This is a genomic window from Bradyrhizobium sp. SYSU BS000235 (genome assembly GCF_049747295.1).
GTDB lineage: Bacteria > Pseudomonadota > Alphaproteobacteria > Rhizobiales > Xanthobacteraceae > Afipia.
This window is the reverse complement of record NZ_JBMHJM010000001.1, coordinates 4297293-4309770: the sequence shown is the minus strand read 5'-3', so window position 1 is coordinate 4309770 and position 12478 is coordinate 4297293. Positions and strand designations below refer to the sequence as shown.

Sequence of the window (12478 nt, the reverse complement as noted above, 5' to 3'; positions counted from 1 at the left end):
CCCGGCCAATGAAATCGTGGCGTCGCGAGACACAATCAGAGAGCGCGACTGGAAGCGCGGCGAACGTCGGCCTCAGGACACTAGCACCAACGGCAGCTGCCCCACGATGCACAGCAACCTGCGCACCCGACGCCCAAACCCCATCCTAAGCCCAAGCCAACTCCGCACCCGCCGCATCCGATACCGATGCCGCATCGGCAAGATCTGCAGCCGCGGCAACCACCGCAACCCCGACACCCGCCGCATCCGCGGAAGCCACCGCAGCCGCGCGCGCCACCACATCCGCGACACCCACGGCATCCGCGCTGGGCGAGCTGCACGCCATTCCAGTCGCTATCGAAATTTTCGTTGTCGAAGAGATGGAAGGTGGCGAGGCTGACGTCGGTAAGCTCTTCTTCGCCAAGCGTGGCCATCATGCCAGGTACAAAATTCGGCACGAAATTTGGCCTCTGCTGAACGTCGCCCGTCGGCACAGCTGACGCCAATGCGCTTCCTGCTATTGAAAAAGTCAGTCCGGCGGCGCCTAACGCCGGTACGGCGGCTTTGGTTACGCGCTTCTTTTTCGAAGCTTGCTTCACCCGCGGCATGGTCGCATCCTCCAGTGTTGTAAGAAGGATCTCCGTGGGGACAATCCTACGCTCACAAAATGAGGCAGGCAAGAATCTCGCATACACGAAAATGTGGTGCCGCACGCGCGCTGAAATTGTTCATCTTTATGAACGAGATTCAGCACCACAACGTCGCCCATCGCGTCGATGATCCGAACCCGCCACGTGCAATGCAATAGGTGCTGGAGAATTCGCGTGGTCGATCAGATTGGACACTTCGCCTGGTATGAGCTCCTGACCACCGACCTCGCGGCAGCAGGCGCCTTTTATCGCAAGGTCGTTGGCTGGGACGTGAAGGACGCCTCGACCCCGGAACTGGCCTATACGGTGTTGACGGCAGGCGACGTTACGGTCGGCGGGCTGATGAAGTTGCCGGAAGAAGGGCTGCGGTCGGGAGCAACGCCGAGATGGGTCGGCTACGTCGCCGTCGATGACATGGATGCGACGGCCACACAGATCAGGCGTCTTGGCGGCGCGATCCTGCTGACGCCAACGGACACAAATATTGGCCGCGTTTCAGTCGTCGCCGATCCGCAAAAGGCGACGTTTGCGCTCATCAGTGGCCTGACCTATGGCCAGCGGCAAGCCGGCGGGCTGGATGCGCCTGCGTGTGTGGGCTGGCACGAGTTGCTGGCGGAAGACCGCAACAGGGTTTTTGATTTTTACGCCAAGCTTTTTGGCTGGCAGAAGGCCAACAGTGAAACCGATCCAGCAGACTTGTATCAATTGTTCTCGGTCGAAGGGCAAACGATCGGCGGCATGCTCACCAAGCTTCCGAGCGTCCCCCAGCCCTGTTGGCTTTATTACTTCAATGTCGACGATATCGGCGCGGCCGCCGAGCGCGTCAATGCTGGCGGAGGCCATGTCCTCCAGGGTCCGATCGAATTGCCTGACGGTTGTTGGATCGTGCGATGTGCCGATCCCCAAGGCGCGCTGTTTGCGCTGCAGGGTCCCGGGCAGGCCGGCATTGAGCGTCCCTCCTCTTCTGAAGTCACTTGGTCCGCCAAATGGGGGAACGTTGCGTCACGCGGCAGGATGATGCTGCCCAAAGCAAAGTCCGAGCCGAACGATAAGCCGAACATTAAACCGAAGCGCTAAGCAAGCGCGCGCGCCGGCGCATTCATCCCGGTCCTGAACCAGTACACGTGTATTGCGTGCAGTCCTGGTAGACGCCCCGGCACTCAAGCGATGGCCGCTGGTTCAAACGAAGACAGGTACGATAGCGAGCACGACAGCTGTTCAGGCATTGCTGTTTAGCGGTCTGAGCGCGCACGAGCGTTTCAGACGCACGATCGGCATCGCGCGCATTAAGGCTTCCAACACTCAAGGAAAGAGACGCCGTTATGAGTACACAGATGGCGGCGGATGATCGCTTGGTGCATGTCATGGCTCAGCTCCCATTGAGGTCGATAGCGGCCCAGACGAAGACCGACGGCAAAATCTGACCTCGGCGTCAATCGCCCTTGACCACCAGGATCGCCAACATCACCTCGCCATCAGTGATGTAGTGGTTGACGTGTTCGGTGAGGAGACCTTGCCCGGCCTGATACACTTGCTCCGCCTCGATAGATCGATCTCTCCTCAGCTCACCGACAATATAATCGCGCTCGGCATTCGTATCGGCATCCGTCGCGTGGGTGATCTGAAAAGTCATGCGCGTGAACGACAAGCCGGTGTCCCGCGTGCCGGCTCCGACCCACAGCGCGCGTTCACTGTCCGGCGGGCGTTGGGACGTCTGCCAAAAATCTGCCGCTCCCCAGGTGTCTTGGGCACGCGTTGGGCTCAGCGCCCAGAACCGGATGTGATGGCGCTTTCGCGGGCTGTTATCGATGGCCTTTTGAAAGCCGATGTCCTGGCCGCGTCCGAAAAGATAGAGGGTGCTGAACGGGGCGCTGGGATATGGAGAGTTGAATACGAAGGCACGCACCATGCCCCATGAGCTGGCAAAATCGAGCTGATCTGCCTCTGACCAGCCGAGCGCTGCAAAGGCCGCGCGAAGCTGCTGCAGCGTGCCTATGAGCGCAATATTCACGGGGTCGCCGGGCAATCCGTCGCCCGTAATCGTGTAACTCGGCACACGTTTGTGTTTGAGAATCTTCAAGCCCATGCGCACGGCGCGAGGCAAAATCACATACGCAGCAATTCCATAGGTGACGGCCACGGCCAGGATCCAAGGTAGCCTATGGTCCGCCGTTTCAAAGACGACAAAGACAATCAACCAGACACAAAAGATGCCCAGTCCAAAAATCACCATCCGCTGCAAAAAACGCCTAAGCAAACGCATGATCTCGGCACCTTAAGCAGGTACGCGGCGGCCTCATCGCGATGCGACAATTGACCGTCGCCATCTATGTGCAAGTCACCGTGCAAGTCATTAGGCAAATCACTGACAAAGTAATACTTCTCCGCCGAACCATACTCTCCCTGCCGGACCGGTCGAAAGACGTCCGACCGCCGATCATACACGTTTGCGGGATATCCCGGCGGTCGGCTTGATGTAAGCTTGAACCATGAACGTCACTCGGCCCGTCGCATTCTGGATTGCGGTATTGGCGGCGTTCGTCGTCGCCGTGGTTCTGTTGCGTGAAGTCCTGCTGCCTTTCGTCGCGGGTATACTCCTGGCGTATCTCCTTGATCCTCTCGCCACCCGGCTGGAACGGCTCGGAATGAATCGCCTCATCGCGACGCTCACCATCGTCGGGGCGTTCGTTGTCGGTGTGGTCGCGCTTGTCATTCTGATCGCCCCGGCCCTCGTCGATGAGGTCGCCCGTTTCATCGATCATTTCCCTCTCTACATCAAAAGGGTGCAGGAGCTCGCCACCGATTCAAATCGGCCATGGCTGAGCAAGCTTGTCGGAGAAGGCCTCGCCTCCGCCGAGCAGTCGATAGGCGAACTTACCACGTTGGCGACAGCCTGGTTCCGCGATTTTGTGCATTCGATTTGGACCGGAGGCCGGGCGCTGATCTCGGCGTTCTCCCTTCTCGTGGTGACCCCGATCATTGCCTGCTATCTCATTTATGATTGGAAGAAGATGGTGGCGGTTATCGACAACTGGATACCGCCGGCGCAACGCGAGACCGTCCGGGCTGTTGTCCGCGACATCGACGACACGATCCGCGGCTTTGCGATCGGTCAGGGCACGCTTTGCCTGATCCTTGCGGGATTCTACGCGACAACGCTGTCCTTGCTTGGGCTCAAGCATGGGCTCGTGATTGGCATCGCGGCAGGACTGATCAGTTTCGTGCCGTATCTCGGCTCGCTCAGCGGGCTCGTCATATCGATGTGCGTTGCGATTGCACAGTTCTGGCCGCATTGGGCTGTCATCTGGATCGTCCCCGCGATCTTCTTCATCGGCCAGATGCTGTCGGATTATTTGCTGTCGCCCTATTTCGTCGGCCGGCGCGTCAACCTGCATCCGATCTGGATCATGTTTGCGCTGTTCGCATTCGGCTACCTGTTCGGATTCGTCGGCCTCCTCATTGCTGTGCCGCTTGCATCCGCCATCGCGTGCTGACGCGCTTCGCGTTCCAACGATATTACGAAAGCTCCCTTTATACGGCCATCCCGAAGGCAACTGTGACAGATGCGGTGAGATTGACGCCTTCCGACAAGAAGATGGACTGATTGCCAGCCGAGTTGCTCCGCGGCGAACGCCTCGCCTCTCCAGAAGTCAGTTGGTCAGCCATGTAGGATGGCACACTGCGTCACGCGGCAGGATGATGCTTCCCAAAGCGAACGCCACGCATAAGGATCAGCCGAAGCGCTAAGCGTGAGCGCCGGTTCGCTCTCACCATTTTTCCCGCGACGTCCGAACATCGAGTTCAAATGACCATCCCCGGGACGGCTGGCTATAGAGGAACGCAAAGGCGCTGACGATCGCTTCGATCCTGATCAGGCTCTCTTCCCGGCTGGCCGCGTCGGGAAAGCGTTTCAAGATCTTGTCTCCAGCGATCGCGCCGTCGACGACGACGTGTCCAACATGAATTCCCTCCTCGGCGTATTCCTTCGCCATCGCCTGCGCCAGGGTTCGCAACCCCGCCTTCGCCGAATTGAACGCGCCATAGTTCGGCCTGCCTCGCAGCGAAGCACTGGCGCCTGTGAAGAGAATTGTGCCCGCCTTCTTCGGCAGCATCCGGCGGAGCGCCTCCCTGCCGAACAGAAAGCCGCCGAAGCAAGCGACCCGCCAGCTCTGCTCGAAATAGCCGGCCTCCATATCGACGATCTTTCCCGGCGTGTTGTTGCCCGCGTTGTAGATCGCGAGGTTCAGATCGGGACCGGCGGCATCGAACAGCTTGACGATATCGCTTTCACTGGTCGCATCAGTCACCACGGGGACGGCCTGACCGCCACTTCGCGTAATGCTTGCGGCGACAGCCTCAATGTTTGCCTGCGTTCGTCCAGCGATGACAACCTTGAGGCCATCGTTCGCAAATCGTTGACATAGCTGCGCACCAAGCCCGCGCTCCGGCCCCACCCCAATCACGATTGCTGTTTTCATCATCGCCTCCGCTGATCATCTATGGCTTATCAAGTCTAACAGTCGCCGGATCGCAATCCAGCCTGATGCATAGCAGCGCTGATTGAAGTCCGCCGGAGGTGAACCAAAGACTTCCTCAGCGCGCTTGCCTCGCCCCCAGCCGTTGCCAAGGCAGCGGCGCCAGCAACGCAGCGAACGCGAGCAAGACGAGACTGATGCCCCACCGGGTCCGTTCGCGCGCCCTCGCCCGCACTTCGTTCATGACGAATTGTTCGCCCTTGCGCATTTCGCCATAGGATTTCAAAAACGAAGAGATCCGCGCGACGGCCGCATCATCGAGTGCTTCGCCCACGGTGCGGTTGCGCCGTTCCCGCTCGTTGAGCTGCTCCGCCTCCCGACGATAGCGCTCTGCGTATTGGCCGGCCTCGGTGAAGGTCGCTTGCTCTGTGCGCGTCAAGTACAGCGCGCGCAGCGACGGCAGCGCAACCTCGGCCATGTCGAGAAGCGGCTGATCGGCCCGTGGCGCTATTGCGATCTGCAGGGCCGACGCAGCAAAGATTGCGGCAGCCCCCCAGCGCACGGTTGCGAGCGTGACGCGGAACGCGTTGCGGCGATCGCCGCGCAGAAACGGGTAAAGCATCCCCGCGACCGCGAGCGCCACGCCAAAGGCACAGACCATGGCGGCGCCGGTCGGCAGATCGAAGGCGAACGAGGCCGCAAGCCCGGCGGCGCTGGTGGCGATGCCCGCAATCCAGCCGATCGCGAGTTGCCGTCCGACCGATGACGCAAACATCACGCCGATGGTGGCGGGAATGATGAGAAATGAAAACACCAGCAACACGCCGGCAATCGCGACCGAGCTCGTCACCACCACGCCGAAACTCGCGTAGAACACGAACTCCCAGATGAGCGATCCGCCCCCGCTCAGACGGCTGCGCAACAGCCATTGCATCAAACCGATCGCAGCATAGAGCGGAACGATGATGGCGACCTCGCCCAGTCCGCTGGTCAGGATGTTGCCGGTGAGAATCTGCTTGAGATGCTCGGCGCCCTGCGGTGCGCGGTCAATCAGCAGGATCGCGGCCGCTGCCGCGACCACATAGATAACGCCGATCAGCGCCTCCTGCGGCACCCGCGCCCCCCATGTCCGGGTCAAGGCGAGCAGCACCGCCGCCAACAAAGTGAACGCGAGCGAATAGAAGTAGGTCGCGGGGCTTTGCGCCGGATGGCCGAGCATGAACGCCACCGTCGCGCCGAGTGCTGCGATCTGCGCCAGCGCCAGATCGACGAAGATGACTTTGCGCGCCAGCACCTGGATGCCGAAATAGGTGTGAATGCCGACCAGACACACCGCCACCAGAAACGGCGGCCACAGGAAGCCGAGGGTCTCGCTCATTGCGATGCCGCCACTGTCAGCGCTTCGACGTTGACGTCGAACAGCGAGATGTAATCGGCCGCGCGCGGCAATGCACCGACGGAAGCGGCCAGCACCACCACCTGCGCTGCGGCTTTCCCCGCAACGAATTGGATGTCACGCTCCGGCTCGTGCGGCTCACGCACGACAATGCGAACGTTGCGCGCCTGCATGGTGCGCACGATGGCAGCGAGATGCGCGGGGCTTGGTGGCACGCCGGGCTTGGTTTCGATGAAGTCGACGAAGTCGAGCCGGAAACGGCGCGCGAAATACGGCCAGTTGTTGTGGTAGGCGACGATCGGCATCCCCTTCAGCGGTGCGAGCTTCGCCTCCCACTCCGTCAATTTGGCCTGCAGCCGCGCGAGAAAGGCCGTGCGATTGGCCTCGTAACTTGCCGCACCCGCCGGGTCGATCCGTGCCAACACTTCCAGGATCGTGCCCGTGATGATCTCCGCGTTCTTGGGATCGAGCCAGTAATGCGGATTGCCGCTGCCATGGGCATGGCCGTCGCCGGAGCCGACGCTCATCCCGCGCAGCTCAAGCACCGCAATTCCGAATGAGGCATCAACATAGCCTGCCCCACCGCGGCTGATCTCGGGCTTGGCCGCCTGTATGAGCAGGCGATCCGCCCACAGGTCATAGTCGAGCCCAACACGCACCAGCATGCTTGCGTTCTTCAGCCGCAGCACATCCTGCGGTTTCGGCTGATAGTCCTCGGCGTCCATGTTCGGCGGCACGAGGCTGACCACCGCGACGCGCTCCCCGCCCACGGCCTCTGTGATGCTGCGCAGATCCGTCGTGGTGGTGACGACCTGGATGCGCTCCTGCGCAAATCCAGACGTCGCACCAACCGAAAGCGTTGCACACGCGAGCCACGCGGCGATGAGAGCGAAACGCAACGCCAACCTTTTTCAAAACGAGGAAAGTGCGATCAAACGGGGAAGCACGGCGGCGCTTCCCCGTTTGCCATCAACGCTTGTCAGCACGCCTGTCCGCAACCCAAATGCTCTTCGGCATCAGGCAGTGGACATTCTTCTCCGTGTCCGAGACGGTGCCGACGCGGCAATCCATCGCCACGCTGGCGAGACCATAGGCATCTAACCGTGCGATCTTCTTCTCGTTCTCGAGCAACTTGATCATGCCCATGGAGGCGTCGTTCATCGCCTTGTTCAGGTCGGCGTCCTTGGCGTGCGAGACGTAATATTTCGACGTCTCCTTGGTCGGACGCTCCATATCTTCCTTGTCGCTCGCGTTCTTCGGATTCAGGCAGTGGGTGCCTTTCTTGATGTTGACGACCTGGGAGACGCGGCAATCGGACACGCTGGCCATCAGCTTTTCCGCCTGTTCGGGCGTGATCTTGCGCTGCTCGGCCAGAAACTTGATCGTTTGCGCCTTGGTCTGCGCCCACGCCTTGTTCAGGTCCTGGTCAAATCCCATCGTGATCCAGGATTTCTTGGTCTCGATGCGCGGGAAGTCGAGCGGCTTGCCCTTGATGACCTCGACCGTGAGGTTGAGCTCTTTATAAGCCGTCTCGATCGCGGTGAGATTGACTTCGCCATTGCCCTGGCCGGCGTGGGAGTCGCCGGTCCACAGCAACGCGCCCGGCACGAACACCGGCACATAGAGCGATGTGCCCGCAACGAAGTCGCGGATATCCATGTTGCCGGCGAACTCACCGGGCGGCACGCTTGAATAGCGGCCGGGCTCCTTGCGCGCGACGCCGAGCGTGCCCGGGAACGGACGCAGCGGTAACACGATGCCGGGCAGGAATTCGGTCTGCATCTTGTCGAGGTCGAGATAGAGATATTTGACCTGACCGTCGGCGAAGACGGTCGGGAATTGCCCGAACAGCCCCGGCACGTTGAAGTTCGTCGCATAGGCGCGCGGCACGATCCTGTTCAGCGTCACCTTCAGCACGTCGCCCGGCTGCGCCTCCTCGATGTAGATCGGCCCGGTGAGCGTGTGCGGACCGCGGCCGGGGAAGTCGGTGCGCAGCTTCTTGATCTGCTCGATGGTCGCGCCCGGCACCACCTGATTGTGGCTGTGCATCATCGTCTCAAGCGCGATGGTATCGCCGGACTTGACCCGCAGCACCGGCGGCTGGGAATTATCGAACCAGCCCCATTGGGTGGTTTCGAGCGTGGCCGGCAGCACATGCACGGTCTTGCCGCCTTGCAGATTGAGCACGCGCAACTTCGGATCGGAGGGGGCTTGCGCCGGATAGCCGGGCGTGGTGATGGTCGCAGTCGGCGGATATTGCGGCGCGGCAGAAGCCGGCGCGGCTGTAGGTGCGGGTGTGGTTTGTGCGAGCGCGAGCGAACTGATAATCAATGCGCCGCCGACACCAAGACTGAATTTAAGCCTGACTTTAAGCCTGCCGCCAGGGGCGGCACCCAACGAGAAGCGAGACAGCAACACTCCTAACGGCATGCTTTCCTCCCCTGACAGGCCAACTCTTTTTAGTCCCGAATGGCCCTGAGGGAGCCTAGGCCAACTTGGCTTGGCTTGACAATCGAGCACCGCAGCAACGTCGGAAGGAAATCAGAAGTCGGACGTCGCGTCTGATCCGTGCCGAACGACAAACCGGACGTTGCCGGGCTTTTAAAAAGCCATCAGCTCAATCGCGTCCATTTTCGGATTGAACCTCCGCGTCGCGCCGGTAACTAACGGTTCAGGACTGATAAGCTCTTGTACCTTCGCTTATCGGATTGCATCAATTTCTCGTCGAAAGGTTTTCCAGGGTCATGGGCAAACGTTTCATCGTGTTGATGTCCGGGCTGGCGTCGCTGCTGTTGGTGTCTCCCGCATCTGCGAGCACCAGGTTTGACGCGGGAAGCGAGCAGAGCAAGTTCTTTCGACGACGTGTGGTGCAACAGGCCGGGAAGCAAACATAGGCATTTCGGGGCGCCTAGGAGACAATGGAACCTAAGCAAGCCCGAAATTTCGACGGTCGTGTTGAGATTCAAATCAGCGATAACAGGAGGAGGACGATACCGAGCGTTGCGACGTTCCAGACAAGGGAGCGCAGAAGAAATATTCCTGCGGCGTACAAAGCAAGATAGGTCACTCGCCCCCAAAAATAGAGCTGAACACCCCACTCAGTCATCCAGCTGTGCTTCGCTGCAACGTGTGCCATGAGGACAGCTGCGGCAAACAACGGAAACGTCTCGACGAAATTGTGGAGCGCCCTCTCCAGTCGGCCTGCCACTCCGGTTAATGGCGGAACGGGCTCGCCTCGAGCACTTGCCGTCCAAACGTAGCCGCGTTGCCTGCTCGAAGCATGCGAGGCGAGTACGATTTGGATCAGTCCAAGCCCGATGCTAAGGGCGAGCATCTTGAGTTCGAGCGTCATCGCTTTTGTGGCGCCAATTGCTACGCGGGCACGATAGCATGTAACCAGCCGAAGCCAACGTGTGACGACGACCAAAGCGGCCAGCGAAAATTCGGCTGTTCAATGTCCGCGTTCCGTCATGAGCAGCCATCGGGGATGGCTGCTCATGCCTCCATCAATTCCGATAGGACGGATCAGCCCGGTCGAGCTTGCGGAGAAGTGCGGGCCAGGCCAGTTCACCACTGAGACCCGGTACGTTGTCGCGCGGCTTCATGCGATCGTAAGTGTGCTGCAAGACCTCTTGCGGAGGCGTGATCAGCCTGGTGTTGCAGGACAGGGCTGCCACCTGCACCTGGCAAGCCCGCTCCATCCGAAACAGAACGTTGAATGCCGCGGCAATGGTCTTGCCGACCACGAGCAGCCCGTGATTGCGCAACACCATCGCTTCGTGATCACCAAGATGAGCGACGAGTCGCTTGCGCTCTTCGGGATTGTCCGCGATGCCTTCGAAATCGTGATAGGCAACGTGAAGGAAACGCATGCAGGTCTGTGCGACCGGTAGCAATCCGCATTCCATCGCCGAAACCGCCATTCCGGCGACGGTGTGGGTATGCGCAACGCAATCGACGTCATGGCGCGCCATGTGGATCGCACTGTGAATAACGAACCCGGCAGCATTCACGCCGTAGTCGGATGCGTTGAACAGGACGTTGCCGTCGACATCGATCTTGACGAGGCTCGAGGCGTCGATCTCCTCGTAAAGCAGACCATACGGATTAATGAGAAACTCGTTGTCCGTGCCCGGCACGCGGCATGAGATATGGTTGGCGATCAGCTCGGTCATGCCATACATCGCGGTCAGACGGTAACAGGCCGCCAGATTGACGCGCGACTGCCATTCTTCAGGGCTGACCTGTTCCTGGACCGATCGAATGACCTTCACGGCCGGTGCACTGACGGCGGCATTCATAGCTTTCTCCCTTGATGATTTGACTGCAGGTTAGTGACCGCCCTCCTCATGGGCAAGCGGTCAACGCCCCTCCTCGGCCGTTCAATCCACGGCGACGTTGACACCGCGAATTGGCTTGCCGAGGTGGTCCCAACGCCGGCCCAACCGTTCGTCGACGCGGCGTTGTGCCGCGCGATGTCATGTCAAAGCTCCTGACGCATCTCGCCGTCAAATTGTGCTTTCCTCCGCATGCCACCGGGGGATTTCCTTGCAGCTTGCATGAAAAGGAGCGTGTGATGGGCGTGAACACCGGCATGATACATCGCAGTCTGCTGCGAGCGTTCAGTATACTCGTCATCGGCAACGCCATGAACTCCATGACCGGCACGATGGCCAACGCGAATGACGTCAAGCCGAACGACGTCAAGCGGATCTCGGCAAACGGCGCCGAATTCGCCTACATCGAAGCCGGCCAGGGCGAAGCGGTGATTTTCGTTCACGGCGCCCTGCAGGATTATCGGATGTGGGACGCGTACCTTCCGAAATTCGCCGAGCGCTATCGCGCCATCGCCTATAGCCGCCGCAACAACTTTCCAAACGTCATCGGTGTGGATGGCATGCCCGATGGCGCCGCCGACCTGCACGGTGACGACCTCGCTGCATTCGTGCGCGCGCTTGGGCTGTCTAAAGTGCGGCTCGTGGCTCATTCGGCCGGCGCTCACGCCGCGCTGTTCTTCGCCGCGAAGAACCCGGACCTGATCGTCAGCCTCGCGCTGAATGAACCGACCGCCGCAGGCCTGTTGGCCGGCAATCCGGACCACGCGGATTTGCTGAAAGCCTGGGCCGCGAACATGGCGCCGGCGAGAGAAGCACTGAAGAATGGCGACACCAAAGCCGCCATTCCGCTTTTCGTCGATGCCGTGAGTGGACCCGGCGCATATGATCGCCGCTCGGATGCAGACAAGAAAATGAACATGGACAACGTGGCGTCCTTCCAGGCCGATGCAACGACGACGCGGCCGCGGCCGGTCTTCACCTGCGAGATGGCCAGGGCCATTGCTGTTCCGACGCTGCTGTCCAATGGCGAGCGGAGCCCGGCGTTCTTTTATCGCATTGTCGATCAATTGAAGATCTGCCTGCCGAGCGGCGAGACGATCATCATCAGCGGAAGTTCGCATACCGTCCCCGCCGAGAAGCCGGATGCCTACGGGGAAGCTGTGCTTACGTTTCTCAGCAAGCATTGAAACGCGGACACTGGGTCGCATGGCCCGATACTGGGCGACCGGGCCTTGCCGTCGCGCCCATTGATCTACGTCAACGTCACTACGCCCTGGCGCACTCGTTATGGTGACCGCACTGAGGCGGCTCCCGCCTGCTTCAGTTCGCAAGCGCGATGAGGAGGATCATCATGCATCGGAGCAAATATCTCTCAATCAAGTCGGTGACACTGACAGGGATTGCAGCCAGCGCTCTGTTGGGGCTTGCGGGTGTCACTCTCAGCCCGGAACCGGCTTCGGCAGTCGTGTACTGCACATACGTTGGCTATCCGGCCGGTTGCGTCGCAAGGGCCGGCGTCGTGCTGCGGCCGCGGCCGGTGGCACGTGCTGCCGTCCGTCATAACGCCGGAGGCAACTTAAATGGCGGCGTTAATCGCGTTGGCGTGCGGCGGTAGAGAGCTTGTTTGCGGGTCACGAGCCT

General features: G+C 60.5%; 12 protein-coding genes. 4 read left to right on the top strand and 8 right to left on the bottom strand.

The annotated features are described in order from the left end of the window. Nucleotides 1-145: 145 nt before the first annotated feature. Nucleotides 146-325: a hypothetical protein gene (locus ACP0KA_RS20165; RefSeq protein ID WP_424630499.1), complete on the bottom strand. Its 180-nt coding sequence runs from the start codon at nucleotides 323-325 to the stop codon at nucleotides 146-148. Nucleotides 326-803: 478 nt separating this feature from the next. Between ACP0KA_RS20165 and ACP0KA_RS20160 the strand changes: the two genes are divergently transcribed. Then, complete coding sequence (locus tag ACP0KA_RS20160) at nucleotides 804-1706, top strand: VOC family protein (protein WP_424630498.1); 903 nt, start codon at nucleotides 804-806, stop codon at nucleotides 1704-1706. Nucleotides 1707-2061: 355 nt separating this feature from the next. Here the strand turns inward: ACP0KA_RS20160 and ACP0KA_RS20155 are convergent, their stop codons facing one another. Next, entirely contained in the window at nucleotides 2062-2892 is an 831-nt protein-coding gene (locus ACP0KA_RS20155) for an LssY C-terminal domain-containing protein (RefSeq protein ID WP_424630497.1), read from the bottom strand. 226 nt (nucleotides 2893-3118) lie between these two features. On the opposite strand from ACP0KA_RS20155, the gene ACP0KA_RS20150 reads away from it, so the two are divergent. After that, nucleotides 3119-4123 (top strand): AI-2E family transporter, encoded by a 1005-nt coding sequence (locus ACP0KA_RS20150; protein WP_424630496.1) that lies wholly within the window; start codon nucleotides 3119-3121, stop codon nucleotides 4121-4123. Nucleotides 4124-4396: 273 nt separating this feature from the next. On the opposite strand, the gene ACP0KA_RS20145 is transcribed toward ACP0KA_RS20150, so the two are convergent. From ACP0KA_RS20145 to ACP0KA_RS20120, 6 genes are all read right to left on the bottom strand, one after another. Further along, a complete protein-coding gene (locus ACP0KA_RS20145) occupies nucleotides 4397-5107 on the bottom strand; it encodes an SDR family NAD(P)-dependent oxidoreductase (RefSeq protein WP_424630495.1) in 711 nt (236 codons plus the stop codon). Nucleotides 5108-5222: 115 nt separating this feature from the next. After that, complete coding sequence (locus tag ACP0KA_RS20140) at nucleotides 5223-6482, bottom strand: metal ABC transporter permease (RefSeq protein ID WP_424630494.1); 1260 nt, start codon at nucleotides 6480-6482, stop codon at nucleotides 5223-5225. Further along, nucleotides 6479-7399: a metal ABC transporter substrate-binding protein gene (locus ACP0KA_RS20135; protein ID WP_424630493.1), complete on the bottom strand. Its 921-nt coding sequence runs from the start codon at nucleotides 7397-7399 to the stop codon at nucleotides 6479-6481. Before ACP0KA_RS20135 ends, ACP0KA_RS20140 begins: the two co-directional genes overlap by 4 nt. Nucleotides 7400-7469: 70 nt before the next feature. Then, on the bottom strand, nucleotides 7470-8930 hold the full coding sequence (locus ACP0KA_RS20130; protein WP_424630492.1) for an acetamidase/formamidase family protein: 1461 nt from the start codon (nucleotides 8928-8930) through the stop codon (nucleotides 7470-7472). A 532-nt stretch (nucleotides 8931-9462) separates the two neighbouring features. After that, a complete protein-coding gene (locus ACP0KA_RS20125) occupies nucleotides 9463-9852 on the bottom strand; it encodes an MAPEG family protein (RefSeq protein WP_424630491.1) in 390 nt (129 codons plus the stop codon). A gap of 154 nt (nucleotides 9853-10006) precedes the next feature. Continuing rightward, nucleotides 10007-10801, bottom strand: coding sequence for a class II aldolase/adducin family protein (locus ACP0KA_RS20120; protein ID WP_424630490.1), 795 nt, complete (start codon nucleotides 10799-10801; stop codon nucleotides 10007-10009). Between the two features lie 275 nt (nucleotides 10802-11076). Here ACP0KA_RS20120 and ACP0KA_RS20115 point away from each other — a divergent pair, with 275 nt between their 5' ends. Together ACP0KA_RS20115 and ACP0KA_RS20110 are read left to right on the top strand one after the other, a co-directional pair. Then, nucleotides 11077-12024 (top strand): alpha/beta fold hydrolase, encoded by a 948-nt coding sequence (locus ACP0KA_RS20115; RefSeq protein ID WP_424630489.1) that lies wholly within the window; start codon nucleotides 11077-11079, stop codon nucleotides 12022-12024. A 164-nt stretch (nucleotides 12025-12188) separates the two neighbouring features. Then, nucleotides 12189-12452 (top strand): hypothetical protein, encoded by a 264-nt coding sequence (locus ACP0KA_RS20110; RefSeq protein WP_424630488.1) that lies wholly within the window; start codon nucleotides 12189-12191, stop codon nucleotides 12450-12452. Nucleotides 12453-12478 lie beyond the last annotated feature (26 nt).

What these genes read in the sequence shown, in the direction of transcription:
- ACP0KA_RS20165 (WP_424630499.1), bottom strand. Translation starts at nt 325, where the DNA reads ATGGCGTGCAGCTCGCCCAGCGCGGATGCCGTGGGTGTCGCGGATGTG.
- ACP0KA_RS20155 (WP_424630497.1), bottom strand. Translation starts at nt 2,892, where the DNA reads ATGCGTTTGCTTAGGCGTTTTTTGCAGCGGATGGTGATTTTTGGACTG.
- ACP0KA_RS20150 (WP_424630496.1), top strand. Translation starts at nt 3,119, where the DNA reads ATGAACGTCACTCGGCCCGTCGCATTCTGGATTGCGGTATTGGCGGCG.
- ACP0KA_RS20145 (WP_424630495.1), bottom strand. Translation starts at nt 5,107, where the DNA reads ATGAAAACAGCAATCGTGATTGGGGTGGGGCCGGAGCGCGGGCTTGGT.
- ACP0KA_RS20140 (WP_424630494.1), bottom strand. Translation starts at nt 6,482, where the DNA reads ATGAGCGAGACCCTCGGCTTCCTGTGGCCGCCGTTTCTGGTGGCGGTG.
- ACP0KA_RS20130 (WP_424630492.1), bottom strand. Translation starts at nt 8,930, where the DNA reads ATGCCGTTAGGAGTGTTGCTGTCTCGCTTCTCGTTGGGTGCCGCCCCT.
- ACP0KA_RS20125 (WP_424630491.1), bottom strand. Translation starts at nt 9,852, where the DNA reads ATGACGCTCGAACTCAAGATGCTCGCCCTTAGCATCGGGCTTGGACTG.
- ACP0KA_RS20120 (WP_424630490.1), bottom strand. Translation starts at nt 10,801, where the DNA reads ATGAATGCCGCCGTCAGTGCACCGGCCGTGAAGGTCATTCGATCGGTC.
- ACP0KA_RS20115 (WP_424630489.1), top strand. Translation starts at nt 11,077, where the DNA reads ATGGGCGTGAACACCGGCATGATACATCGCAGTCTGCTGCGAGCGTTC.
- ACP0KA_RS20110 (WP_424630488.1), top strand. Translation starts at nt 12,189, where the DNA reads ATGCATCGGAGCAAATATCTCTCAATCAAGTCGGTGACACTGACAGGG.